The organism is Neobacillus sp. DFD-2R, assembly GCF_057747865.1.
The window spans coordinates 653,637-679,857 of record NZ_CM173228.1 but is presented as its reverse complement, the minus strand read 5'-3'; the positions used below and the strand labels follow the sequence as shown (position 1 = coordinate 679,857).

23 protein-coding genes are annotated in these 26,221 nt (G+C 36.8%); 8 read left to right on the top strand and 15 right to left on the bottom strand.

The window, feature by feature from the left end; genetic code table 11:
• Positions 1–35 precede the first annotated feature (35 nt).
• The 3 genes from AC3ANV_RS03240 to AC3ANV_RS03230 form a co-directional block, all read right to left on the bottom strand.
• The gene (locus AC3ANV_RS03240) at positions 36–872 is read right to left on the bottom strand and encodes a glycosyltransferase (RefSeq protein WP_488312250.1); all 837 of its coding nucleotides are present in this window, start codon (positions 870–872) and stop codon (positions 36–38) included.
• A complete protein-coding gene (locus AC3ANV_RS03235) occupies positions 869–2,224 on the bottom strand; it encodes an O-antigen ligase family protein (protein ID WP_488312249.1) in 1,356 nt (451 codons plus the stop codon). Before AC3ANV_RS03235 ends, AC3ANV_RS03240 begins: the two co-directional genes overlap by 4 nt.
• Positions 2,225–2,317: 93 nt before the next feature.
• Positions 2,318–3,379: an acyltransferase family protein gene (locus AC3ANV_RS03230; RefSeq protein ID WP_488312248.1), complete on the bottom strand. Its 1,062-nt coding sequence runs from the start codon at positions 3,377–3,379 to the stop codon at positions 2,318–2,320.
• Positions 3,380–3,668: 289 nt separating this feature from the next.
• Between AC3ANV_RS03230 and AC3ANV_RS03225 the strand changes: the two genes are divergently transcribed.
• Positions 3,669–4,772, top strand: coding sequence for an LCP family glycopolymer transferase (locus AC3ANV_RS03225; protein ID WP_488312247.1), 1,104 nt, complete (start codon positions 3,669–3,671; stop codon positions 4,770–4,772).
• A gap of 44 nt (positions 4,773–4,816) precedes the next feature.
• Here AC3ANV_RS03225 and AC3ANV_RS03220 read toward each other — a convergent pair whose 3' ends face one another.
• The 6 genes from AC3ANV_RS03220 to AC3ANV_RS03195 form a co-directional block, all read right to left on the bottom strand.
• The gene (locus AC3ANV_RS03220; protein WP_488312246.1) at positions 4,817–5,533 is read right to left on the bottom strand and encodes a glycosyltransferase family 2 protein; all 717 of its coding nucleotides are present in this window, start codon (positions 5,531–5,533) and stop codon (positions 4,817–4,819) included.
• Positions 5,530–6,582 (bottom strand): WaaS/CpsH family glycosyltransferase, encoded by a 1,053-nt coding sequence (locus AC3ANV_RS03215; protein WP_488312245.1) that lies wholly within the window; start codon positions 6,580–6,582, stop codon positions 5,530–5,532. Before AC3ANV_RS03215 ends, AC3ANV_RS03220 begins: the two co-directional genes overlap by 4 nt.
• Positions 6,582–7,718, bottom strand: coding sequence for an SDR family NAD(P)-dependent oxidoreductase (locus AC3ANV_RS03210; protein ID WP_488312244.1), 1,137 nt, complete (start codon positions 7,716–7,718; stop codon positions 6,582–6,584). The genes AC3ANV_RS03215 and AC3ANV_RS03210 overlap by 1 nt, the downstream gene beginning before the upstream one ends.
• A gap of 197 nt (positions 7,719–7,915) precedes the next feature.
• Positions 7,916–8,083, bottom strand: a complete 168-nt coding sequence (locus tag AC3ANV_RS03205) for a hypothetical protein (protein ID WP_488312243.1) — start codon at positions 8,081–8,083, stop codon at positions 7,916–7,918.
• Positions 8,084–8,154: 71 nt separating this feature from the next.
• Positions 8,155–10,236 (bottom strand): LTA synthase family protein, encoded by a 2,082-nt coding sequence (locus tag AC3ANV_RS03200; RefSeq protein ID WP_488312242.1) that lies wholly within the window; start codon positions 10,234–10,236, stop codon positions 8,155–8,157.
• Between the two features lie 202 nt (positions 10,237–10,438).
• Positions 10,439–11,188 carry a C40 family peptidase gene (locus AC3ANV_RS03195; protein WP_488312241.1) on the bottom strand — a complete coding sequence of 250 codons (750 nt, stop codon included), beginning with the start codon at positions 11,186–11,188 and terminating at the stop codon, positions 10,439–10,441.
• Between the two features lie 258 nt (positions 11,189–11,446).
• Between AC3ANV_RS03195 and AC3ANV_RS03190 the strand changes: the two genes are divergently transcribed.
• The gene (locus AC3ANV_RS03190) at positions 11,447–12,208 is read left to right on the top strand and encodes a glycoside hydrolase domain-containing protein (RefSeq protein WP_488312240.1); all 762 of its coding nucleotides are present in this window, start codon (positions 11,447–11,449) and stop codon (positions 12,206–12,208) included.
• A gap of 62 nt (positions 12,209–12,270) precedes the next feature.
• Here the strand turns inward: AC3ANV_RS03190 and gloA2 are convergent, their stop codons facing one another.
• The 6 genes from gloA2 to AC3ANV_RS03160 form a co-directional block, all read right to left on the bottom strand.
• Entirely contained in the window at positions 12,271–12,657 is a 387-nt protein-coding gene (gene gloA2 / locus AC3ANV_RS03185; RefSeq protein WP_488314116.1) for an SMU1112c/YaeR family gloxylase I-like metalloprotein, read from the bottom strand.
• A gap of 80 nt (positions 12,658–12,737) precedes the next feature.
• Complete coding sequence (locus AC3ANV_RS03180) at positions 12,738–13,427, bottom strand: NTP transferase domain-containing protein (RefSeq protein ID WP_488312239.1); 690 nt, start codon at positions 13,425–13,427, stop codon at positions 12,738–12,740.
• Positions 13,427–14,398 carry a DMT family transporter gene (locus AC3ANV_RS03175; protein ID WP_488312238.1) on the bottom strand — a complete coding sequence of 324 codons (972 nt, stop codon included), beginning with the start codon at positions 14,396–14,398 and terminating at the stop codon, positions 13,427–13,429. The genes AC3ANV_RS03180 and AC3ANV_RS03175 overlap by 1 nt, the downstream gene beginning before the upstream one ends.
• On the bottom strand, positions 14,382–16,262 hold the full coding sequence (locus AC3ANV_RS03170; RefSeq protein ID WP_488312237.1) for an NTP transferase domain-containing protein: 1,881 nt from the start codon (positions 16,260–16,262) through the stop codon (positions 14,382–14,384). The genes AC3ANV_RS03175 and AC3ANV_RS03170 overlap by 17 nt, the downstream gene beginning before the upstream one ends.
• 230 nt (positions 16,263–16,492) lie before the next feature.
• Positions 16,493–19,138, bottom strand: a complete 2,646-nt coding sequence (locus tag AC3ANV_RS03165; RefSeq protein ID WP_488312236.1) for a glucosaminidase domain-containing protein — start codon at positions 19,136–19,138, stop codon at positions 16,493–16,495.
• Positions 19,139–19,508: 370 nt separating this feature from the next.
• Positions 19,509–20,399 (bottom strand): CPBP family intramembrane glutamic endopeptidase, encoded by an 891-nt coding sequence (locus tag AC3ANV_RS03160; RefSeq protein ID WP_488312235.1) that lies wholly within the window; start codon positions 20,397–20,399, stop codon positions 19,509–19,511.
• Positions 20,400–20,881: 482 nt separating this feature from the next.
• Here AC3ANV_RS03160 and AC3ANV_RS03155 point away from each other — a divergent pair, with 482 nt between their 5' ends.
• The 6 genes from AC3ANV_RS03155 to AC3ANV_RS03130 all read left to right on the top strand — a co-directional run bounded on the left by AC3ANV_RS03155 (position 20,882) and on the right by AC3ANV_RS03130 (position 26,185).
• Positions 20,882–21,127 carry a hypothetical protein gene (locus AC3ANV_RS03155; protein ID WP_488312234.1) on the top strand — a complete coding sequence of 82 codons (246 nt, stop codon included), beginning with the start codon at positions 20,882–20,884 and terminating at the stop codon, positions 21,125–21,127.
• A gap of 107 nt (positions 21,128–21,234) precedes the next feature.
• Complete coding sequence (locus AC3ANV_RS03150; RefSeq protein WP_488312233.1) at positions 21,235–22,206, top strand: CgeB family protein; 972 nt, start codon at positions 21,235–21,237, stop codon at positions 22,204–22,206.
• Between the two features lie 24 nt (positions 22,207–22,230).
• Complete coding sequence (cysC, locus tag AC3ANV_RS03145) at positions 22,231–22,842, top strand: adenylyl-sulfate kinase (protein WP_488312232.1); 612 nt, start codon at positions 22,231–22,233, stop codon at positions 22,840–22,842.
• Positions 22,843–22,862: 20 nt separating this feature from the next.
• Positions 22,863–24,002: a sulfate adenylyltransferase gene (sat, locus tag AC3ANV_RS03140; RefSeq protein WP_488312231.1), complete on the top strand. Its 1,140-nt coding sequence runs from the start codon at positions 22,863–22,865 to the stop codon at positions 24,000–24,002.
• 14 nt (positions 24,003–24,016) lie between these two features.
• On the top strand, positions 24,017–24,232 hold the full coding sequence (locus tag AC3ANV_RS03135) for a hypothetical protein (RefSeq protein WP_488312230.1): 216 nt from the start codon (positions 24,017–24,019) through the stop codon (positions 24,230–24,232).
• A gap of 231 nt (positions 24,233–24,463) precedes the next feature.
• The gene (locus AC3ANV_RS03130; RefSeq protein ID WP_488312229.1) at positions 24,464–26,185 is read left to right on the top strand and encodes a LamG-like jellyroll fold domain-containing protein; all 1,722 of its coding nucleotides are present in this window, start codon (positions 24,464–24,466) and stop codon (positions 26,183–26,185) included.
• The last annotated feature ends 36 nt before the right edge of the window (positions 26,186–26,221 follow it).

Below are 26,221 nucleotides of genomic sequence, written 5' to 3'. Positions count from 1 at the left end.
AAACAACAAAAACAATACAAAAATTTAAACTCCTCTTACATTGTAAACAGCCGTTTTAGTGTATAAATGGCAATTTTCTTGTTTTTTACCGTTAAAACCTGCTTTAAAAACCGTTTTGCCAACTGAATTCGATAAGGCCGATACAGGTCTCTTTTATAATTTTGGTAAAAACTCAGTTCCGAGTCTAAAATGCTTTGGTAGCGTTTCAAGGATACTCTGCTATAGTCCATTACGGACAATTCATGCTCCAGCTCTGTATCGAGCAGCCAAACCTTACAGCCGTGTTCATAAATCTCAAAAAACAACCAATGGTCAAGATAGTCTAAAGAAAAGTTCTCATTAAATCCGTCGATTTTATTTAAAAAATCAGTTCGGATTAATGAACCCGAATTAATTGCCATTACCGGCTTCTCCTGCAGCCCTTCTACAGGTCTCTCCTCTGTTAATGGACGAAGAGAGTCGCTATAGACGGGAGAAATCATCGTATTTTCACTATTTATTTTCGGTACAACCGCTGCAACGTCATTGGCAAACTCAGGAAGGTTTACTACTTTATTTACGTACTCATCCGTTAATTCCGTATCGTGGTCTAATAGGAGAAGCCACCGGCTGCCATTTTCCTTTGCAATTGTCCAAGCATGATTATAGGCCGTTGCAATCCCTAAATTTCGTGAATCATGGACATATGTGATATGTACCCCCTCATAATCGAGAGGAGAAAATGCTTGTTTTTCCGGACTATTATCATACAAAATTAACTCTATGTCTCTTAAGCCTTCCTTTTTAGCAAACAAAGTTTGTTTTAAGGTAATGAATGTTTTACTTTCTTCGGGCTTTTGATTAAATAAAACAACAACCATTGTTATTTTCATTTGAATTCCTCATTCAGGCTTAATTGCTTCTTATTTTGTGAAATCACAAGCAGAATTAAGAAAAAGCCGATACCAATTGGATTATTAATAAATGGATTTATATTTGTTAATAATAATATCCCCATAAAGACCGCCAAAAACGAAATATCCAAAGGAGAAGGCTTATGACCGTTCTTATAAGCTGCATAAAAATTGTAATAGAAAATAAAAAATAAGAACAGCCACGTTCCAAAACCAATTAACCCTTGCTCAACTAAAATGTCAAGGAAGCTCATTTCGATTCCGTTTATTCTTCCGGCGATCGTTGTGCCATAGCCGGAGCCAAAGACGAGATTCGTCGGATTACTTAAGATTCTCTTTGAATCAGCAATGAATTCCATTCTGGTATTCACGCTAACATCATTTACTTCTACGGTTTTTTTCTTGTGCTTATGGCCTTTAATATTTGTGGTTGAATGGTAACCTGTTGTTTGACCAAATCGTTCCAACGTCATATTTTGATACAAAATCGGTACAGCAACCATCACCAAAATTAAGATTACAAATTTTTTAATAAATTGTTTGGATTGTATTAATTTTTGGAGCTTCTTTGTTAATCCTTTGATTGGGTCTACAATGACTTTTGCATCCAGTACTATAATGAACAAAATACTAAGCATAAACGCAAGTAAAAATCCCCTTGTTTCTGACCATATTAGTGATATCGAACCCAGGATTACAACGGCAATGTCAATTTTTCTGAAATTCTTATTTAATAAATCATTAAGACATAGGATAAGCCCCACTAACACGTAAAAATGACTTTTGTAAAAAACACTGTTACTTGGCCTAAAAAATAAATCATCGTTCATTAGCCAGTTCATAAAGTTATAAAAGGATGGAAAGCTATTACCGCTAAAAACGGTTTTACCTAACAAAGAAACAACAATCGTAAAAATCGCTACCGTTAATGCGCTATATTTCAATATGGTAATAATTCTTTGAACCGGGAATCTGTCTTTTGAAATATAATAGGCCAGCGGAAAGTAAAGTACAAAAAAACATACTCTAAAAACATCTTGAACCACCACGCCAACCGGGTGGTGGTGTAGCACGCCGATTAAGCTGCTGATCACAAACCAACCAAGGATCATATATATCCCAATGGTTACGGGGTTAACGCGAATGAAAGTATTAATTTCTTTATTAAAGATCGCTTTTTCCTTAATGATTCGAACTATATATGCTACTAAAAGGAGCAGGAACAAGACTTGGCGAATTGAAACAACGTGAAAATCGATTAATCTTCCTCCGCCTCCGACGAATAATTCAATAAAAAACAAAGTCAATAATATTTTTTCAAACTTTTTCATTAATTTCCCTCTCCTAATACCTTACCAAGAGTATCAACATTATGAACCTTTAAAATCCCTAAATTCCACTACACTTCACTTGGGATTTTATTATTATTTGAATAATTGGTAGTTTTTATCTAAAGAATTTTTTTTAGTCATTATTGAAACCTTCTTTAATTTAAGCGCATTTCTTTCAACTAAGCGCCATGATAAAACAGCAAATACCAAGGTGATTGGAAATGCTAAAAGAAAGTTCTCCAATGGAGAAAGATGATTGTGACTAATGAAGACAATCATTTCTTGGACGGGAAAGGCATAAATATAAAGACCATAGGAAAAGTCCCCGTATTTGCCAAAATTATAGAACTTCAACTTTTTGTGAAACGATAAATAAAAAATAATATAGGAACCAAAAATGGTTAGCGTATAATTGAAATAGGATGTTTTGATGGTTAAGGCTAAAACAATAAATGAAACTAAGGCAATCCAACCATTATGGATAATATTTTTTCTTAACAGATAAAAAAGCATTCCTGCACTAAAATAACGGAACAGATCTGTATAAAAGTTCCCTCTTCCCAGATAAAACAGAATTGTAGCTAAGATGAAACCGGTAACAACGATTTTTTTATTTAGAAGCTTTGTCACTCCTAAAAAGGCAACCACGATATAAAAGAAAAATTCAAACCACAAGGTCCAGAGAGAACCATTAATAGCTTTATTAGGAGTTGATTGGAATACACCCGGTAAATAGTATTGCATTTTATACAATGTTAACGTTTTAAAATAATCAATTGTTTTAGGGTCTGAGAAATAATTTTTCAAGCTTAGTTCTGTAAAAATAGGGCCCAGAATAAACACCGATAATAAAACAACAACGATTAACGCTGGGAATATCCTTAAAATTCTTGCTTTTGAATATTGAATGACATCCTTTGAACGATCAAAGCTTTGAGTAATTAAAAAGCCGCTTATAACAAAAAACACTTTAACAGCCAATCCTCCAAAACTCATTAGACCATTTGAAAGGATTCCAAAAGGCTCTGAACCGGCGTTTCCTGTCAATGGATACGCATGAGAAAAAATGACGAGTGTTGCTGCAAGAAATCTAATTATATCAAAATTATTCTTTCTTTCATTCATAAGCTCATCTATATTTTTTCCTTTTATCATTAGAAGCCACCACACCTTCCTATAGTTCAAATACTGCTATTCGATTTGTTTATCAAAATATCGTTTCCATCATTCCATCATAAAATGGAAAACTAAAAAAATACAAAAAACAATGTTCACCATAATCTCTTAACTTAACAAAAATAAATTATAGCAGACTCCTGTCAAAAATTGTACTTTCATGGCGGAATTTTTTTATTTCCAGTTGAACTTCTATACGGAAAATATTATAATTTTGCTTATGATTGTCTTTTAACAAGTTTATTACCTTTAAAGAAGGGAACTATATATGGATAATACTAGATTAAATAGAAAGAAGATAACCAAGAAGAAGCCGCGTTGGATACGAATAACGCTTTTTGCCCTGCTGATTTTATTAATTGGTGCGGGAGCTTACTTTTATAATATTTACAATGATGTGGCCAGTGCCATTGATAAAATGAATAAACCGCTATCACGTGATATTTCTTCCAAGCGGAGTTCAAAGGTGGAATTTAATCATTTGGATCCCATCTCTATTCTAATGGTTGGTGTTGACGAACGTGAGGGAGACAGCGGTCGTACAGATTCAATGATCGTCATCACGATTAATCCGAAAACAAAAACTACTAAACTATTAAGTATTCCTCGTGATACACGAACAAAATTAATTAACCAAAAGAATCCAAGCAAGGATCGGATTGATAAAATTAACGCCGCGTATGCTTATGGCGGAATCGAGGAAAGCATTGATACTGTCGAGAATTTCTTAAATGTTCCAATTGATTACTATATCAAAGTAAACATGCAAGGCTTTAAAGATATCGTCAACGCAGTAGGCGGAATTAATGTAGATAATAAATATGCCTTTGAGTTAGATGGAGTTACTCTTAAAACAGGTCCACAGCATCTAAACGGTCTGCAAGCACTTGAGTATGCCCGCATGAGACACCAGGACCCGAGAGGTGACTTTGGACGCCAAGAAAGACAAAGGGAAGTTATTCAAAAAATTATCGAAAAGGGTAAATCAATTTCAACTTTAACCAATTACGATACCATTCTTAAAGCATTAGAAAATAACATTGAAACCAACTTAACATTAAATGACATGGTTGGAATCCAGTCTTCCTATAAAGCTGCTGCTAAAAAAATTGATAAACTGGAAATTAACGGTGAAAATGAAAAAATCAACGGCATTTATTACTTTGGCGTTGACGATCAAGAAAGACAAACCCTATCAGATGAAATGCGCCAATCACTTGGATTGCCATCAGAGACCGTAGCCGAAATTTACACAGGTACTCAATCGGATGATAGTAGCAGTAATCGGACTACTGCGAGTACTACCAATAGTACCCATCACCGTAACACATTAAAACACACGTACACAACGAACAACAATAAAGGTTATTAATCAAAAAAAGTATGTTTTTCATATTGAAAAACATACTTTTTTTACTATCTATTTTTTAACAGTGATTTAAAAAGTAAGCTTGAAATTTGAAATCTCCAAAGAATTTTTTCCTTTATCGAAGAAGTATTCTCGACACTCGTAACTGTGGCATCGTGTCTCCGATAATAAATCAATTTTTCCGGTATCAGTAACGCCGCTTTATTCATGTCAGCTACTAAACCAATCCACATATCATGCATCGGGACGTTTCTTGGTATTGGCAAAATTCGCGGCTTTAATTCTTTTCTAAAAGACATTGCACAACCAATATAACTATTTTTAATTATATTTTTAATGACACCTGAACGGCTTCCTCTAAATTCATAAAATGAATCGATGGTCGGCTTAAGTTCATTATCTACCACGGTAATATCAGACATAATCATTTGAACCCCGGGATTTTTTTCATAGTAGGATTTTACCGTTTCGACTTTTTCAGGCTTCCACACATCGTCCTGATCACTTAAAAAGATAATATCATTTTTGGTACGCTTAATTGCATTCTCAAAATTGGAAGTAACCCCTGATTCTTCATTCATAAATAACTTCACCCGGGGATCTTCTTTCATATATTTTTCAATAATCACAAGCGTCTGATCCGAAGAATGATCATCAGATATAATCAATTCATCTTCACTGCTTAATTGAGAGAGAATGCTATCTATTTGTTGTTTTAGATATTTCTCTCCATTATAAGTGGCCATTGCTACAGAAACCTTCATCGTCTTCCACCACCGCTATTTTCCACATAAAAATTATGCTTTTTTTCTTCGGTTAATCCCAATAAATCCAGTACAAAATAGTTTATTGAGTATCTATCTTTTACCTTTTCATCAACTGGTACAAAAGGCGTGGTCATAAATTCAGTTGGCACTTCCACTTTTTCTCTGTCTACGATACAGATATTATTTGGATGATAAAAATCATAATTTTGAATATCTGTATTGGTTGTAATCATTTTTTTATTTGCACCCAGCATTTCAATCGTTCTCATTGTCAGCCCTGTTTGTTTTGGATGTTGAATATCGACTACAGCCTTAGACTGTTTTAATTTAGCTGCCAGTTGATCGCTGGGCATGCCTACAAATGAAAATTCATTTATTTGGCTGCCATTTAAATCACTTGTCATTAACTTTCTTTGATAGTACATTAATTTGCTAGGGATATACAAAAAGTAAAATACATTTAAATCGTTCTTTTCAAATTGTTGTTTTACTTCCTTTAAAATCCGATAACGATCGCTATGCACGGTTCCGACAAAAAATAAATCGTAAACTAACGTTGGCTCTTCTTTTGCAATCAGTTCATACTCTTTATCAAAAAATAATGGTCTAAAAGTTAGTCCGAATTGATCACAATCTTTTTTATCAAATGAAAAAACTTCATCAAATAATTCCAATTTTTCTAAGGTATTTACTTTATTCGCAACAGAATCCCATAGCATAAGCACCATTCTAGCGTTTGGATTCATCTTTCTTACATCTTTTAAAAACCATTTCGGTGTTGCTTCAGCCTGACAAATAAAAATGTAGTCATAATTTTTATCTTTAATTTTCAAAGAAATTTCTTCATAATATTTTTTAATTTGCACAGTAACAAATTTTCGATTGATTCTTAATAATGCTTTTGAAAGAACTGTATTAGAAGGGCGCTCATCAAAGTAATCCACTTCAGCTCCCAGTGATTCCATAGCCTTCATTAATTTCTTGTGATAATTAAAAAATAAAGGACATAGGAACAGTACCTTTTTATTTTTCAAACGATCTTCCATTATTTATACAAACCTTTTTTCTTCATTTCATCAATTGATTTAGCATAATTATCCTCAACGACCTCTTGTTGATTAACCCACTCTACAAATTTACTAATTCCTTCTTCAAAGCTTACTTTAGGAGTAAATCCAAGTTTTTTATGAATTTTAGTCAAATCTGCAAAGTTATGCCTAATATCGCCTAAGCGGTAGTTTCCACTAATTTCGATTTCAGTATCTGATTGATATTTTTCTTTTAAGACATTTGCTACTTCTACAACAGTTGTACACACGCCTGTTCCAACATTAAAACTTTCAAAGTTTGCTTCTTCTTTTTCAATTCCTAAAATAGTTGCATCAACAATATCATCAATAAAAACAAAGTCTCTTGACTCTCTACCATCTTCAAAGATGTTAATTTTATTATTATTTTTAATAATGGTTGAGAAAATCGAAAGAATTCCTGTATATGGATTTTTCAATGATTGACCGGGACCGTAAACATTTTGATAGCGGTATGCTACGACAGGAATATTCAATGATTTCCCAACAACCATACACATTTGTTCCTGCATTTGTTTTGTAATCCCATAAATGGATGTTGGATGAATTTTTGTTTCTTCCGTTGTAGCCATCAATTCTACATTACGACGGCAAATTGGACATTTTACTTCAAAATCGCCCTTGCTCATATCTTCATCTGTTCGTTCAACAGGAAAAACAGTTCCGTGTTCGGAACAATGATACATGCCTTCACCATAGATAGCCCTTGAAGCTGCTACAACAATTTTTTTAATTTGATGTTCTTCATTGGTTAAGATATCTAATAAATTAGAAGTTCCTTTAACATTAACATCAATATATTTATTGATTTCATACATCGATTGACCGGTACCGGTTTCAGCAGCTAAATGCACAACAACATCTTGATCTTTTAGTGCTTTTCTCCAGTCATCACTGTTAATAACATCGCCTTTAATAAAGTTTACCTTATCTCTGATTTTCAAGAATAATTCTGATGATGAACCGTCTTCTCCATGAATTTGTGGAGATAAATTATCAAGAACTGTTACACTATATCCTTTTTTCAATAATTTCAAAGCGAGGCTGCTTCCAATGAATCCTGCTCCGCCGGTTATGAGTATATTTTTTACCATGATAAGTTCCTTCTTTCTTTTAATGGAAAAACAATTTTAAGTTCCTGTTCAAATGATTTTATTATACAAAATTTGATAAATAAGTTCAAATTTCGCTCCTTCATATTCACAACCCCCATTTGAACAATGGGGGTTTTTTATGGTCCGAAAACTAATTAGCAAAAAAAGAGCGGTTGAAGGCTCTTTTTACTTTTTGGCTATGTTAAACTTGCCTGTTGATTTCCGCTCCAGGCACTCGCTTTCCGCGGGCGGTCGGGAGCCTCCTCAAGCATTAAGCCTGTGGGGTCTCCCTTGACCTGCTTTTCCCGCAGGACATTGAATAAGCTTCCACGAATATTCACCGCACGAAGAAAATGCGATAGCATTTTCGAGGAGTCTCGTGCCTTCCGCTCCAATCAACATAGTGAGCAATATCAACAATGAGCTTTAACAGAGCCTATTTTTTAAATAAAATATCTTTACTATATTGATTACCAACCAACAAATCATACTCTAGCATTCGATAGTCGCTTATCAGCTGCTTTTGTTGCTTAGTAAGATGATTAGTGACGTATTCCTGCGAACTATTCATTTGCAGGGTATTTTTTAAAACAGGGAGCTGTGCTTTAAGCTTATCTAACAGATTATAAAACGGCGGTTTTTTTAATCCTGCCATATCAAATACGGTTGGTCCAAAATAAGCAGGGCTCAACGCGTGTAGATCTTTTCTATCTATATGGAAATTGGAATACATTAATAAAGGAGTTTGTGAGAATTCCTGTTCATATAAGTTTTTATTTGACGTATTCGCATATTTGGCCTCTTTATAAATCGCTAAATCTTGGCCAAGAATTGGCATATGGTCCCCCCAGAACACGACAATTGTTGGTTCATCGAGTTTTTGGAGCTCGTTTACTAAATCCTGAAGCGCTTGATCTGCTTGTTTAATTCCCTCAGTATACACCTCTAATGACTCCTTTGAATCAGGAGATAGCCCGGAAACAGATACCGTATTTTTTGGATAACGATTCGGTACATAAGGAAAATGATTTTGAACTGAAACAGCATGGATAAACATCGGTTTTTTCTGTTGTTTCAAATTATCTATAATTTCTTTTGATAAGGATTCATCAGAGATATAGTACCCGGACATTTCCTTATGCTTCATTTTATCCATATCTAAAAACTGATCAAAGCCAAACGTTTTGTAAACTTTATCCCGCTTGTAAAATACCCCTTTATATGGATGGATCGCCAATGAGGCATATCCTTGTCCTTCCAGGTCGCTTACGATTGTCGGTATAAAACTTTTTCTGTCAATTAAATCCTGGTAAGGCAGTGAGCCAACTCGTAAAAAGTAATTAGAGAAACCGGTTACCGCCTCAAATTCCACATTGGCAGTTGCTCCACCAAAGGACGGTGATAAATTATAACCGGAGGTATATTGTCCCATTAGCTTTCTCAAATTCTTCATCGGATCCTCACTAAACTGGACATTTGTCAGCATTGTAGGGTCCCAAAAAGCTTCACTCATGATATAAACAATATTAGGCTTCTTCGGCTGATTTTTAGCTGCTGTTGAAGGCTCTGCCGGCATATTCCGATATTTCTTTGCAATAGCCAAAACATTCTCTTTCGTATATCCTGCCGGTTTTGGAAAGGCATCATTCTGCAAGTTTGAAATAAACCCGAAAATAAATCCATTGTACTTATAATTTTCAAGCTGGTCCCATTTTACTATTGAAACTTTAGATTCTTTTTCAACAAACGACTTCATAAACGTGGTTGGGAAAAAAGTAAATGAATAAACCATTCCTGCCGTGGCTACGAGCAAAACTCCCCTCATCCAGAGAGAAGTCTTCGCTTTTGGTAAAAACTTCACAAGATATAGAAAAATACTAATCCCCGCGACAATCAGCACCGCAGTTTTTATTGAAAGATACTGTCGAATCATTGGGATAACATCTTTCAGCTGTGTTATCTGGCTAAAGTCAGATGGATATAAAGGCTCGACCCGTAGATTTAATTTATTATAATGCGCAAACCCAATGACGAAAATAAAGACAGCTGTTATAATGGAACTAATGTAAATATTACCAATCAATGTAAAGACCAACAAATAAATAAAGAATAAGAACAAGGCACCCGAAAGGTAGATTCGTGTATTGACTACTACCCATTGAGTGGTTGCCGTTGTATTCTTTAGCAGCTGGAAATATTCCATATAATAGCTAGTCACTAAAGCCATAATTCCTGACAAAATGATAATATAGGCATATTTTGTTAGATTCAAAATCCATGGATAGGATTCTGCTAATTTTTCAATAAATCTGAGCTGAATTTTTGAAGTTAACATTAAGAGAACGAAAATATATAAAATTCTAAGGGCAAATTTTTTCGTGGTCTCATCCATTGCAATAATAACAGTATCAATACTGAATGAACTCGAAAAATATTTATAGACTGTAAATAATAATAAAGCAATGATTCCATTTAATGTGATTAATAAAACCGCATTATTAATTCTGCGTTGAACCATTTTGACCTCCTCGCAAGTTCGGAATTACGAATAATCACCGAAACATTAATGATAGTATTTCTTAAATCGAAATAAAGCAAACCCGTTTAATTATAAACTAAATTTCGATATTAAAAAACAAAAATCGACAAAAACTGTATGGTAATTTTTAAATTTTATTCACAAAATGAAGAGCCGGCGGAAATCACCGGCTCTTTCATTTTTATTTAATCCAGACTCCGTCGCTGCCGACAACATATCCTTGGATTTTTGTGTTTTTTGCCATTGAACCATCAGGATAAAAGAAATACCATTTACCGCCCAGTAAAACCCAACCGGTATCCATCGCACCGCTTTGGTCTAAATAATAGCGATCACCATTCCATGTTAACCAGCCTGTGATCATTCCGCCGTCTGTCCCTAAGAAATACCATTTACCGCCGTCTTTAATCCAGCCTTTTTTCATTTTACCTTGATCGTAATAATACCAAGTGCCCGCTGAATGAATCCAGCCATTAGGAGAGCTTGTATCTATTCTTTTGGAACCATAATACGTGTTTTTATAATAAGAACTTGTTAAGGAATCAACCTTAACGCCTGAATCGGAAGCGTGAACAAACTGATTGTTGCTAATATAAATACCTACGTGTGAAGGACCTGCTTTATAGGTGCTAAAGAAAACTAAATCGCCCTCTTTTAAATTACTTTTTGCAACCGCCAGTCCTTTATTATATAAATCTGCAGCCGTACGTGGTAATGTAACACCGACTTGCTTATATGTATAATCCACAAAACCTGAGCAATCAAACCCGCTTGGTGTCGTTCCTCCCCATCGATAAGGAACACCGACATATTTAAGGGCTACATTTGAAACCGCTTTCCCAACAGACGCTGCTTCTGTCTTATGTCCGCCAATTATTCCACTTAAGAGCAAAGAACATGATAGTAAACCACTGAATATTAACTTTTTCATGCTATCCCCCGTGTCTCTCTTTATTAATACTAGTATCTCATAAAAGTTAATAGTGTTAATTTACAGTTAGTTTTTAATAGTATTACAGAATTGTTTCAAAAATTGACCTTTTTCGACTTTTTTCAGGTTCAATAATAGCTAAGTCAATTAAAAAAGGAAGCATTATAAGCTAAAAAAAAATAATATTTTATTCTATTATATAAGCCTACCAACTCTAGTACTTTTACAGTATATAGTTTATAAGGAGGGGAATTTAAAATGAGGAATGCAATCGATTGTGCAACAAAATTAAACTCAACATCTGCAGCTGCCTTGGTAATACAAGGTGTTTCCCATGTCGGGAGGTATTTGGGCCATTCATGGAAAGGGCTTGAAAAGGCAGAGGCTGATGCTATTAAGGCTGCAGGGTTAGCCATTTTTAGTATATTTGAGAAAAATCCTACCAACGTATCTTACTTCAATTATAACCAAGGAAAGGCAGATGCATTAGAAGGGGCAGAGTATGCATCGGAGTTAGGACAACCGAAAGGAAGTGCTATTTATTTCACCGTTGATTATGATACGCAGCCTAACGACTTTGATGAGATCTTAGCTTATTTTAAAGGTGTTCATGACAATCTAAATGGCTATCAGGTTGGTGCATATGGCTCCTATTCTGTGCTTACTTTCTTAAAATCTCAAAATGCTGCAAAATACTTTTTCCAGACTGTTGCTTGGAGCCGTGGCCACCAATGCAATTTCAATCACATTTTTCAGTATCAAATTGAAAAGCAGCTTGCCGGAATAAATGTGGATCTAGTTAAACTGGAACAAAATGAAATTGGTTCCTGGGGGAATGATAATCCTAATTTAAAATCACAGCCAAAAGCACCACAACCCGTCTACCATCTAGTGCAAACCGGGGATACAGTTTCTAAATTAGCGAAACAATTCGGCTCAACGATAGACCAAATGAAAGCTTGGAATAATCTTGATAATAAATACACGATTTATGCAGGAACGAAAATTCGCGTGAAATAACGAAGATAAAGCCCTTCTGATCGGAAGGGCTTTCCTATTAGCTGAACAAAAGGCAATCTATCCTATTTTTCATAAAATTCAATCGGGAGATGATCAGGGTCTTCAAAAAATGTGAACCGCTTATTGGTATACGGATCGACCCGAATCGGCTCTGTCTTGACTTGCCGGGAGGATAAATAAGCAATTGCCGCTTCGATATCTTCTACCTCAAACGCAAGATGGCGCAATCCTGCTGCTTCCGGATAGCTTGGCCTTTCAGGTGGGTGTTGAAAAGAAAACAGCTCAATTTGATAGTTGCCGTTAACTGCCAAATCAAGCTTGTAGGAATTACGCTCCTCCCGATAAACCTCCCGAATCGGAGTGAAACCTAAAACGCTCACATAAAAATCTTTTGATTTTTCATAGTTCGAACAAATGATGGCAATATGATGGATACCTGTTAATTTCAACAAAATCACAGCCTTTTCCTATTTTCTCATTTACTAAAGTACCATAGCCAAACAGAAAAAACGAACCCCGGGGTTCGTTTTTATCGTTGGTTTAGTAATTGATTCACTTTTTCCAAATCATCCAAAGAATCGATTTCATAACTATCATCAGGATGAATTTCATATAAATAAACATCAAGATCTTTAATATTATTCTTAACAATATCATCCCAATAAAGGTCTTTGAATTGACCATCCGCTACAGCCTCTTCAAGTTTTTTTATAATCTTGGTTCCGTCAGACTCCGACCAGTAGGATATGCCGCAGAGAATATAATCATTCTCGCCATCCCCGACCTCGATATCATAAATCTTGAATTGTTCATCAAAGCGAATCATCCACTCCGCTTTAAATTCAGGCTTTCTTGCACTGAAATACCCGGATGTCCTTGGATTTTTTACAAGGAAATTATTTTTCAAGAATACATCGGCATCAATCACATAGGCATCAGGAAGGAATTCCCTTACTAAATACATGGTATAAATATTATTGTATTGATCATATTTATCATTGTGTATAAGGGTAACTCCGTACTTTTCTTTTAAGTACACGAATTTTTCCTTTAAATAGCCTGTCACCACATAAATGTCGTCAACACCAATTTCCTGTAAATATTCGACCTGTCTCTCAAGCATAGGTTTTCCATTTACTTCAACAAGTGATTTAGGTGTTGTTAGAGTTAATGGACGTAATCTTGTTCCCATTCCTGCTGCGAGTAAAATTGCTTTCATTATGCTGTTCTTCTCCTGCCTTTAATATTCAACCACTTCAACTCTTCTTGGTTCGCTACCGTAATGATGGAACCTACTAAGATCATAATACTAAAAAAGATCAATTTAGCGGTAATGGGAGTACCTAAAATCACAAAGCTTAAAATGATAGCCCATGCCGCATACGTAATGTTTAATGCCATTGCTCTAGTTGGGCCAATGGTGTAAATGGCTTTGTAATAATAGACATAGGAAGCTGTTCCTGAAAGGGCAATGACGGCGATAAAGAACACTTCACTGCTTTTTAACACTTCACCTACAAGTGGATAGGCTTTGAAAAATGGTAAAATCAATACGCCATAGGTAACCGCTGAAACGACCTGGCGAATTTGCAGTGCCTGTTCAGGTGTGATTTCATCATTCTTCATTCCATAAGCCAGGATAACACACTCCATTCCCCAGCCAAATACACAGATGAGGATAAACACAAATCCAAGGACAAAGCTCGGTGATGTTTCGCCGCTTGCAAACCCTAATAGGAAAATAAATAAAATACTGATAAATAGTCCAATCCAGTTCTTTAAAGTTAATTTATCCTTTAAGATGAGAAAGGCAAAGAACGCCCCAACCGCAGGGTACACGGCTGAAATCGATGCAGATAATGACGCACCTAAGTACTTAACAGCCAAAACGTAGAAGGTCATCCCAACCGGTCCGCCCAGCAAAGCGCCTAAGATAACGAATCGTCCGCTCCGCGTTGCTATTTTTTTAAAGGAGATTTTCAACTCTCCTCTAATTGCCATGTACACCATCATCCATAAACTTGATAACAAGTCATGGAAAAACGTACTAACGAGCGGGGCAAGGAAAATAACTTTATCGGTCGACACAAAGAGTGCATGTGCTAAGACCATTCCGATTAAGACGGTATCCAAACCCCAAGTTAAGCCGGAAATCAACCCATAAATAAGCCCTTTATTTTTTATATTCATACGTCATCTCCATTATTAAATCATTGTTTAAATTGTTCCGTGCTCTGTTAAACCGATCGATACCGTATGTGCCAAAGTCGTCTCCTTCAGCCTCTTTAATAATCGTCCAAATGCTCCAGAGGAAATCCTGGTAAATTTTATTCATTAGCACCCTTTGTTGAATCTCCAGCGGGATTTGATGCTCATTTAAATAAAGCGTTATAAATAATTCCTCTTCTTCCGGACTAAAATCACACTCCAATGAATGTGCCGCCACATCCCACATCGGGTCATTCATGCCGCTATATTCCCAGTCAATCAAGTAGATTTTACCGCTGCCGCTTTTCACAAAATTCTCCGCAACCAAATCATTATGGCAAGGTGTTAACGTGATCTTCATTCCCTGATATATTTCCTTCAAGGCCAATACCTGTGCTTTTACGTCTTCATATCCTTCATACGGTTGACCATTTGCTTCCTTCATGAGACGCTCATAGTCATTGATTTTTTCAAAAACATCAAACCGATTGGCCATTTTCGCATCAGAATTGTGGAGCTTCCTTAAAATGGCGGTTGTTAGCTTCATATAATCCTGTCTTTTCGCCGTTTTAGGATTCAATGTTTCCGCATCCTGAATCAATTCAGCAATTTTCACACCGGTTTCTTCATTAAAATAGATCAATTCCGTATCAATACCCATTTCACTGGCAAGAGACGAATTCACCTTTTCTTCTTTGCGGTTAATCATTTGTTCGGTTCCATTCCCGGGGATCCTTAAGACGTACTCCTTGTCATGGACCAGCACTTTAAAATTCTTATTGGTCATGCCGCCAAAAGGCTGAATCTCCTGAATATCCTCTAATGTAAGGTCCAAAGCTTCCATTAAATAGCCTTTAATCTGAATCTCTCTAAATTCTGCTTCTTTTCGCTGTAAAATCGGAAACGTTTTATTGATGATCGTATCATAGTGCTGCCTGCTATCAATTTCTCCCCAAACAAGATTATGCATTTTCAGATAGGCAATGCTGTAATGCCTGGAAACATCCAACAGCATATATTCATAGTTCATATAGGGATTATTGTTGTTTTCTTGAAATTCATGAACCATTTTTGTAAAAACTTCATAGGATAGTTTGCTGACGCCAATCAATTCACCATCTACATGATTAAATTGATGAATATCCTTCGAGATTTTATGTAAGTAGCCATTTTTAATTTCAACAAACGCTTCATCACCTGAACCGCTTTCATTGGCAATCAGGACACAATCGCGCTGCGGATGGCTAAGGAGTTCCTTAATCGCCCGTTCTTCAATTAAAATATCATCTTCAATCAAAAGGAAATCTTCAGTGATTTGTTCATGGGCAAGTGCCAGTGACGCCATTGAACCCGTCCATTTATATTTAGGATTTTCAACAAACCGGTAATGGCTAAATTCCGAAACTTCCTGAAATGCTTCACGCTGATAGCCGGTGACAATAACAATATGCTCGATTCCATTTTCCTTGAGGATATCGATATTTCTTTTAAGTAAGGTGGTGTCCTCAATTGGCATCAATCCGGCAGGTTTAGTAAAATCCTTTCGAGTGCCGGCTGCTAAAATGACGGCCTGCTTAACCTCCGTTAATGGCTCTTGATGGATATTGACCTTTTTTTCATGAAAAGCCTCGATTCCGCTCTGCAAAAAATCAATCCCCTTTTGTGTCAAATAATAGCTTATATTTCTACCTTTTTTTTCATTATAAATATAATTTCCAAACGTTAAATCATGGATAAGATAATTGACTTTCCCGATCGAAATGCCGCATATTTCCGCCAATTTCTTTTGATTCAAATACGCATTTTTGTTAATAGCTTCCATTAGTTGAAATGAGTGTTGTTCCATACATCCTCCGATATATTCAAAAATTGAATGCATCCTCATTTTACAGCAGCTCACATTTCCTGTAAATAAAAAATGGGTCTTTGGTTAGCATTACATTGTCACAGGGAGAATGAAGGAGTTTACACAAAAACAGAAAAAAGGAGATTGAATCTATCAATCTCCTTTAACCGGGCAATTCTCAAAGTTAAAATTTTTATACTTTTTTTCAACCTCAACCCGGTTCTGCTAATTTAGTTAAAATTCGGTACATCATAATATAACGTATAGTAGCTCAAGGAATCGTAGATCTTTTTAATCGTTAATACCTGCTTGGTCGCCCAGCCAATATCTGTTGCGTATTGATGTGTTCCCGGATTCGCAGGATTCCATCGCATTTTATAAAGCGTATTTTGCTGATTTACCGGGTCATTAATATAACTGCCCCCAATAAACGCAGCACCGCCGATTATTGCTGCTTCAGGAGTAAACCAACCTTGTTTATATGCAAATTCCGCCCCGCATTTTTCAGGACAGGCATCAGTAGCCCCGGCACCAAACATATTATAAACAACCTTTGGTGTGTCTACTGGCTTACCGTCCACCGTATCGACAAGAATCCCATTCGCCAGGCTGGAGGTTCCGTTTCCGGTTTCAAGGAGCGCATGAGCGATCAAATAAATCTCATTCACATTATAGGCCAAACCTGCCTGAATGAAGGCCTGTGCCTTACCATCAAGAATTCCTTTACCTGCAAGAATCTTAGCATTTAATTCCTGTGCATTGGTTCCGGCACTTTTCGATAAAAGGAGGAACTGATAGTATTCAGCGCTTCCTGATGTAAAATTACTTGCATTTGCATAATAAGCTACGTCTTCCGGCTTCGCATTACGCCAAGCACTATAGCTGATCTGATACCAGGTCCCAACGGTTGAAACAATTTGAACCTGATCACCTTGCTTCAATGCTCCATAAATAAAGGAATTCGTATTCGTATTATCACGAACATTTAAACTGGTAGCAGTCACCATTCCTGTCGTAGGATTATTGGCATCAACCAGAATATAGGAACTGCTGACATACGCAGGACTGTTCCGGTATTTATCCGTTTGCGGATACTTTTCCATTTGGGTATCAATCATTTGCTGTAACGTTTCACTGTAGTTGGTTTTCGTTACAACAGGACCTGTATTTAGGACGCCATTATCAAAAAAGTTGTATGATTTACCATCTATAACCTGCTGGCCTGTAACCATCCTGCCCGTAGAATCGAAATAATACGATTTATCATCCAAGGATAACCAGCCAATTTTCATATCGCCATTTTTATTCAAATAATACCAATCGCCATTATAATTGATCCAGCCGGTCTGCATCATACCGTTATTATTCAGGTAATACCAGTTTTGATTGTATAAAACCCAGCCGGTAACCATCGTGCCCGCAGCATTAAAATAATACCATTGACTATTATCCAGCAACCAGCCGGTTTTCATCAAACCGTTTGCTGAAAAATAGTATTTTAAATTATTTTCAGTAAACCAGCCCGTCAGTGCCGCACCATCAGCACCAAGATAATATCGGTTGTCAGCATCTGTCAGCCAACCCGTTTGCAGAACACCATCAGACCCAAAGTAATACCTCTTTCCCCCATCTGTCAGCCAGCCGGTTTGCATGGTACCATCAGCACCGAAGTAATACTTTTTATCTGCATCAGTTAGCCAGCCCTTATACGCCGCACCGGTTGTTCCAAGGTAATACTTCTTATTATTATCCGTTAGCCAGCCGGTTTGCAGGACACCGTCAGGTCCAAAGAAATATACTTGATTGTCGATCGTTTTCAAGCCGGTTTGCATGGTACCATCAGCACCGAAGTAATACTTTTTATCTGTATCAGTTAACCAGCCCTTATACGCCGCACCGGTTGTTCCAAGGTAATACTTCTTATTATTATCCGTCAGCCAGCCGGTTTGCAGGACACCGTCAGGTCCAAAGAAATATACTTGATTGTCGATCGTTTTCCAGCCGGTTTGGATGGTCCCGTCTGTTCCCAAGTAGTACTTTTTATCTCCGTCTGTGAGCCAGCCTTTCGTCATTACACCATCTGTTCCCAGGTAGTAAGTGCTGTCTCCATCCGTCAACCAGCCGGTCTTCATCACACCATCCGTTCCGAAAAAGTAGCGTTTACCTGCATCCGTTAGCCATCCCAAATGCATAGAGCCGTCCGCATCGAGAAAGAACTTATTATCACCATTGGTCAGCCAGCCGGTTTTAAGGAGTCCATCAGGACCAAAATAATACTTTTTACCGGCGTCCGTCAGCCAGCCCGTATGTGCCAAACTAGTTTTATCAAAGTACATTCGAATCGAGCCATCGCGAAACCAACCGGTAATCGCTGCTGTACTCAGTGCCCCTGAGGCGGTAAAAACATATGGTTTTCCATCAATCCATTTTTGGCCGGTAACCATTGCCCCACTCGGACTTAAATAATATTTAGCAGTATGGTCAATCAGCCAGCCCGTCTTCATCGCACCATTTTTATCAAGAAAGTACCAGCTTTTTGCATTGAAAAGCCAGCCCGTCTTCATGATGCCGTTTGCATCAAGAAAATACCAGGAATTTCCGTCTTTCAACCAGCCTTTTTTCATTGCCCCACTTTTCTTATCGAGGTAATACCAGTGATTACCATACCAAAGCCACCCCGTCTTCATGACACCATTGGGTCCCATAAAATACCTGGTGTTGTGATCAAGCACCCAGCCGGTAACCATTTTCCCTGCGGGTGAAAGATAATACCAATTGTTATTCTGATACTTCCAGGTGTATGTACCGCTTGCCGAGGCCGTTGAAGTAAACAACATCGATGCCAGGACGAAAGCAGTAACACTTTTTTTCTTCACTTTTCTTCCCCCTATGAAATTCTATCTCTCTAAAACTATCTTCCAATATCGTTTATCGGTAAACTTCTATTCTCCTATTTTGTCATATCCTAACATGAATTTCCATGAAGAATATGTAAATTGTAGATTATTTGTCTTATATAGTAGAAAAATGTTAAATAATGTTCCTTAAATGAAGCAAATTTCCCGAATTCAGTCGTTTTTTATCGAGAACGATTTGTGTTTTCAATCCATTGTTTAAGCTATCCTAGATTAAACTACTATATTTTTGGGAGGCCTTGGTACTATTTCCTTGGGCCTCTTTTTTTGGAAAATCAATTGGGGTTTATAAAGATAAAGAGGTTACCCGTTAAAGGTAACCTCTTTCACTCTATTCAGCCATTTGTATGGTATCTATAACCTGCTGTCTATTCCGTTTTCGCTGCCCGTTTTTTTCAATTGCCAATAAAATGATGTGGGCAATGAGCACCAGACCGGCAAATGTTTCAACTGCATTATCAAAATAATACCAGGAGATGGTGGCAGTAATATCGTAAACCGAGTGGGCAATGACAGCTACCCAAAGGCTGCGGGTCCAGAAAAGGATGAGCCCGAATAGTAATCCCATATCAGCAAATGTCACAATCGCTCCTATTTTGATGGACCACGGTTGTGCTGTATCTAATGTATGGTCAATGCCGAACAGAATCGATGTGATAAATAAGGCCATCAGTAAGAAAAGGTCCCTCGATCCTTTTTCCCACCGGCGCCGAAATATTTTTTTACAGATAACGAGAATTAGAATCATATACCCGAGCCGCCAAACCTCTTCCAGCCCGGCAAGTGCATCGGTATATATATCGGGTCCGACCGTATCTACTTGATCAAAAAATGTACTGACAAAATCATTCGGAGCCCCATCCTCACCGTTCGATAGCGTATCCGTGTACTGCTGAACATTTTGATCATAATTATTGCTAAAATTGCTGAAAGCCAGACTGGAGTAATAATTTATGATCGTGCTTCCGATAAAAAAAATGAGAAAGGCACCCGTAAATTGCAGACACCGCTGCCGCTTCGTTTTGGACGGAACATTTGGACTTTCAAGTCTTTTATTAAGCTTCCAGCCGATAAAAAAAGAGGATACCATGATCGCATCATACAATGTACCGGCCAAGGTGCTGTATCTGGTAATATATAAGTCTATTTCAGCACCAATTGTAATTATCAAAATTGCAAACAGCAGCTTTTTTGATATCGGTTGAGTTAAATTCGTTGTCATCAATGTCATTACCTGCCCTGTACAAAAATTCTTCCCTTCCTTTTATCGGCCTATTTAGTTTACCGCCAAAGGTTTCCTTCACCTTATTTACCTATTAAATGTACGGTCAAAATCCCTAACCCGTTAAATACCAGCAGGAAAAGGAAACAGGCAATCAACCACTTCCATTTTCTTGTCATAGCTTTAACCCCTTTAATTTTCACATGTAATAGTAGTAATGTAACATATTAGTAGGTAATTATCATCTGATATATCTATCCAATATATTCGCCGTTCATTGATTATAGTCCTATCCGGAATTGAATTTATCCCGCTTCCCTTCCCCTGATTAAATTTTAAGACCGATTTCCAAAACCATTATTCGTATTTTTCCTAATAAATAAAACATAAAATTATTTCTGTTTCTATTGGATAAGCCCTGTCGGTAATTGACATTGTGAATATATTGAGGATGAAGTCTTTATAAAAAGGAGGGGAAAAGTATGAGCTGCAAAGATAATGGTATTTGTAAATTTCTTAAAAAGTTCAATGGAAGCACTGTAACATTAAGAACCATGACCGGCGACGTTATGGAAGGACAACTAGTAAATGTAAAATCTTGTCTGGTTATATTAAGAGTACCTATCATGGTTTCTCCATTTTTGGAAGAGCATATAGATTACATTCGCTGTGATCAAATTGAACATTTTTCTGTTCCCGTATCGAGCTTCCCTATTGAATCTAGTTAATTAATTAAGAGTCTAAGATGTATGGGAAAAATATATATATTGCTAACCTAGAATATATATTTTTTTTCCTTTTTCAAAAAAAGATAGTGTTGAGGAGTAGGCATTTAATGAAAATTCTATTTATTACTTCCGGTTATTCAGGTATTTACCCTTATTTCGAGAAATCGATAGAGGAAACATTTTTACAATTGAATCATAGCTTTATGAAAATAACCCCGGAGTATAGTCAAGATAATATTGCCGTAATTAACAGTTTTCATCCGGATATTGCGCTAACCATCGTCGGTTATAAAATGGATAAAAAGTTGCTGGAGTTTTTAACCATGAAAGGAACCGCCCTTGGCATTTGGTTAACGGAAGACCCTTTTTATATCGATTATTCGTTTAAGTTGGCAGAGAATTTTCATTATATATTTACGATTGATTTAGGAGCTGTGGAATTTTATAAGGAGAAATTCCCTAAAAAAAACATCTTCCATCTTCCTCTGGGAACTGACCCTTCACTGTTTTATCCTTCCGGTACACCTGCTAACTATTTATACGATCTATGCCTCGTTGGTTTTCCGTATCCGGAGAGAATTGAATTGGTTCAATATGTTCTTGATCATACACCATATACGATGATACTTGCGGGACCTTTATGGAAAAAATATATGAATAAACATATAAGTCACCAAAGATTAAAAATAATCAATAGGTGGATTGAACCGGAAACGATAAGAAACATTTTTAGCCTTTCAAAAATTATCCTAAACCCCCATCGGACCTTTAACTTTCATAAAAATAAAAATACACATGGAATTGAAAGTAAGAGCATTAATAACCGTACCTTTGATATCGCAGCTTGCGGCGGGTTTCAACTAATACCGAATAAACCGGATTTAACGATCCATTTTAATCCATCTCAAGACATTGTCCCCTATTCCAGTTTCGATGAATGTATTCAATTAATAAATCAGTTTGTAAATGATGAAGAATCCAGAAATTTTTATAGTAAAAATGCTAGAGAAAGAGTGTTAACCGGCCATACCTTTTCACATCGTGTTGAATTTATCCTAAAACAAATAAAACGGGTCTAAGTTATGTAGAAAGGAGAATAAAACGTGCAAAAAAGAGCTGCCGATAAACCTGTTGTCTGGCATGAATCGACCGTAAATAAAAAGGATCGACAACAATTACATGGCCATAAAAGTTTATTAATATGGTTTACAGGTCTTTCAGGATCAGGAAAATCGACAATCGCGAATGCCCTTCAGCTGGAATTATTTAAAAAAGGAATCAGTGTTTATTTATTAGACGGGGATAATCTTCGCCACGGAATCAATAAAAATCTCTCCTTTTCTGAAGAAGATCGAAAAGAAAATATAAGAAGAACGGCAGAGATCGGCAAGCTTTTTGTTGATGCAGGCATCGTTGTTCTGGCAGCACTAATTTCTCCATACGAAGCGGACCGCGAAAACGCCAGATCAATCGTTAAAAATGACGAATTTATTGAAGTCTATGTAAGATGTCCGATTGAAGAATGTGAAAACCGCGATCCGAAAGGACTATACAAAAGAGCAAGACAAGGGGAAATTAAACATTTTACCGGCATTGATCACCCATATGAAGAGCCGAAAAATCCTGAGATTATTATTAATACAAATGTCTTTTCGATTGAGGAATCTGTTGAGCTCATTACCTCCTATCTTTTGGAGAAGGTCAAACTAATTTAAATAACAAAGGAGTGCTCACTTTGACATTAAGTGTTCCTCATGGCGGGAAATTAATCAATCAAATTGATACCGGCTATGATGTATCCTCCATTATCTATGAAATTGAAATCGATGCTGTAGCCTTAGCGGATTTAGAATTAATTTGCAATGGTGCATACAGCCCTATCACCGGTTTTCTTGGTAAAGGTGACTATGAATCTGTCTTAGAGAGAATGAGACTTCAAAACGGTACCGTATGGAGTATTCCCATCACGCTTCCCATCACGGAAAAGGCTGCCGGTCGTTTAGAACTCGGGGAAAAAGTAAAGTTAATTCATGAAAATATTGTTTATGGTGTTTTAGAACTAAAGGAAATGTACCGGCCGAATAAACTTAAAGAAGCTGTAAAGGTGTATCAATCGACAGACCCAAATCATCCCGGAATCAAAAAACTTTATGAACGTCCAAATGTATATATTGCCGGGCCCGTAGTATTAACCAACATTCCGCCTAAACAACATGATTTTTCAACCTACTATTATTCTCCTTTAGAAACAAGAAACAAATTTGAAAGAAATAATTGGAGAACAGTTGTAGGTTTTCAAACGCGGAATCCGGTCCACCGTGCACACGAATATATCCAAAAAACGGCATTAGAAATAGTCGACGGACTGTTTTTGAATCCTTTAGTGGGCGAGACAAAAGCAGGTGATATCCCGGCTTCTCTACGTATGAAAAGCTATGAAGTTCTATTAAAACATTACTATCCTATGGATAGAGTCTATTTAGCGGTGTTTCCGGCTGCCATGAGATATGCCGGCCCCAAAGAAGCAATTTTCCATGCTCTCGTTCGGAAAAACTATGGCTGCACCCACTTTATAGTTGGCCGTGATCACGCGGGAGTTGGTGACTATTATGGAACCTATGATGCACAAAAAATCTTCTCACAATTTACTTACGAGGAAATCGGCATCACCATTCTTTGTTTTGAGCACAGTTTTTATTGTAAAAAATGCGCAAGCATGGCTTCAAGTAAAACTTGTCCCCACTCTAAGGAAGACCATTTATTTCTTTCAGGAACAAAGGTCCGGGAAATGTTAAGGAAAGGAATTACTCCTCCTCCGGAGTTTAGTCGCCCTGAAGTAATTACGGTTTTAATAGAAGGGTTAAAAGAATCCTAACTAAAATTAAGGCTATGTTAAAGCTCATTGTTGATTTAGCTTACTATGTTGGTTGGAGCGGAAGGCGCGAGACTCCTGGGGAAAAGCAGGTCAAGGGAGACCCCGCAGGCTTAATGCTTGAGGAGGCTCCCGACCGCCCGTGGAAAGCGGGTGCCTGGAGCGGAAATCAACAGGCAAGTTTAATAGAGACATTAAAAAAATGGATAAGGCTCATTGCTCAAAATGATTAAAATAGTTTGAATGCCGGTTCCCCTAAAGGCTCTTCCACGTATATATATAGAAGTTGGACAACCATAGCTGGAAAATTTTAAATTCTTTTGTACTATCAAACGATAAAAGGGTTAAGTTAAAAACTCTCATAATCAGGTTGGAGACGAACTATTTGTGTTCACCCCTTCACACATTTGAGTCAATAAATATGAATTTTTTTAAAATAAGCGTTAAAGAGGTGATCTACGAACATGGAGTTTAATGAGGGATGCCTGCATTTTTCAGGCATCGATGCCATTCATACTATGCCGCTATTCAAAGAAATAAGTAACACGTTCACCATGGAATTTTGGGTAAAACCGGAAGCTGTCCAAAAGATGGATGAAAAACAAAGTACAAAAGGAATCGGGGGAATCTCAGGTCAAAGATTCGTTATCGGCCCCGGCCATGGAGGGGATGAAAATATCGCCGGAATGGGGGTATCAGTAGGTACAAATGGAATTAATGTTTTCGAACATAGTGCAAATTACCTCCCTCCACTACTCGTATATAAAACTACTATTTCAGATTGGATACATGTTGCCATTGTATACAGTGATAAAACACCGTCACTGTATATGAACGGGAAACTGGTAAAGATAGGTTTTACAAGCGTTAAACAACAGATCCACCCATCAGGAATTTTAGGTGCCCTGGAACCTTATGGCTACTATAAAGGATATCTAAAAGATGTTCGAATATGGGATTACGCTAAGTCAGAAGAAGAAATCACCCGGGATATGAAAACGCTATTAACCGGTGAGGAAAAGGGTTTATTTGCGTATTGGAAATTAACGGAGGGAATAGACGCTATCTTTACTAAACCTTATAAGGAAGAACAACATACTAACTTATTAGCTGAGAATGTCTCCTCTGACAGTGCGGACGAACAAGATAATGACAGCTTCATTTTTTGTACTTCGATATGTGCAAACTATTTCCCAAAAGCAATGGTTTTAGCAAGGTCGATTAAAAAGTATCATCCGAATTCTAAAATGATTGTTTGTTTGGTTGAAGAAGAAATACACACAGAAGCTGAAGAATTTCCGTATTTTGATGAAATTATTTTAGCAAAAGAGTTAAATATTGAAAATTTTTATAGCTTTATTTTCAAGCATAATGCTATGGAAGCATCAACCGCTGTTAAAGGAACGTTATTCAGGTATTTATTAAATTCCTATAAACAGCATAATAAATTCGTATACCTAGATCCCGATGTTTATGTAATGGATGAATTTACCGAGCTTTACTCCATATTAAATAATCATTCTATCGTTGTTACACCCCATACGTTAGCTCCCGAAGATAAGGATCATTCGGTGGCAATTCGGGGCAACGAAATTCAACTGTTGCAGAAAGGAATATTTAACTTAGGTTTTCTTGCAATAAGAAGGGATGCTAATTCTGAGTGCTTTCTTTCATGGTGGACAGATAGGCTATTACAGTATTGTTACGACGATACTCCAAATGGACTTTTTACAGATCAAAAATGGGTAGATTTAGCTCCTTGTTTCTATGATGTTTTTATTCTCAAGCATCCGGGCTATAACGTTGCTCCTTGGAATTATTCCAAACGTACGATTCATACTGCAGAGAATGGGGATTATCTGGTAAATAGCGAAGCAGTGAAATTTGTCCATTTCTCCGGACTTGATTCAGGAGCAAATCTATACGTAACTAAGTTGTACGTACGCGATCTTTCTAATCCTATTTATTCAATTCGATCTCAATATTTAGAAGAACTAAAAGAAATGGGTGAAGATTCCCTTCGTCATAATCCATGGAGCTACGGTCACTATATAAATAATGAGAAAATAACAAGAGAAGCACAAATTCATTACCGAACCAATACAAAATTACAAGAAATCTACAAAAATCCATTTCATTATTCTAACAAAGAGTTTGTTGTCTTAAAGAAGAACGCGACGTCCTAATAATTTCCCCTATAAGTAAATTCAAGGAGGTGAGAA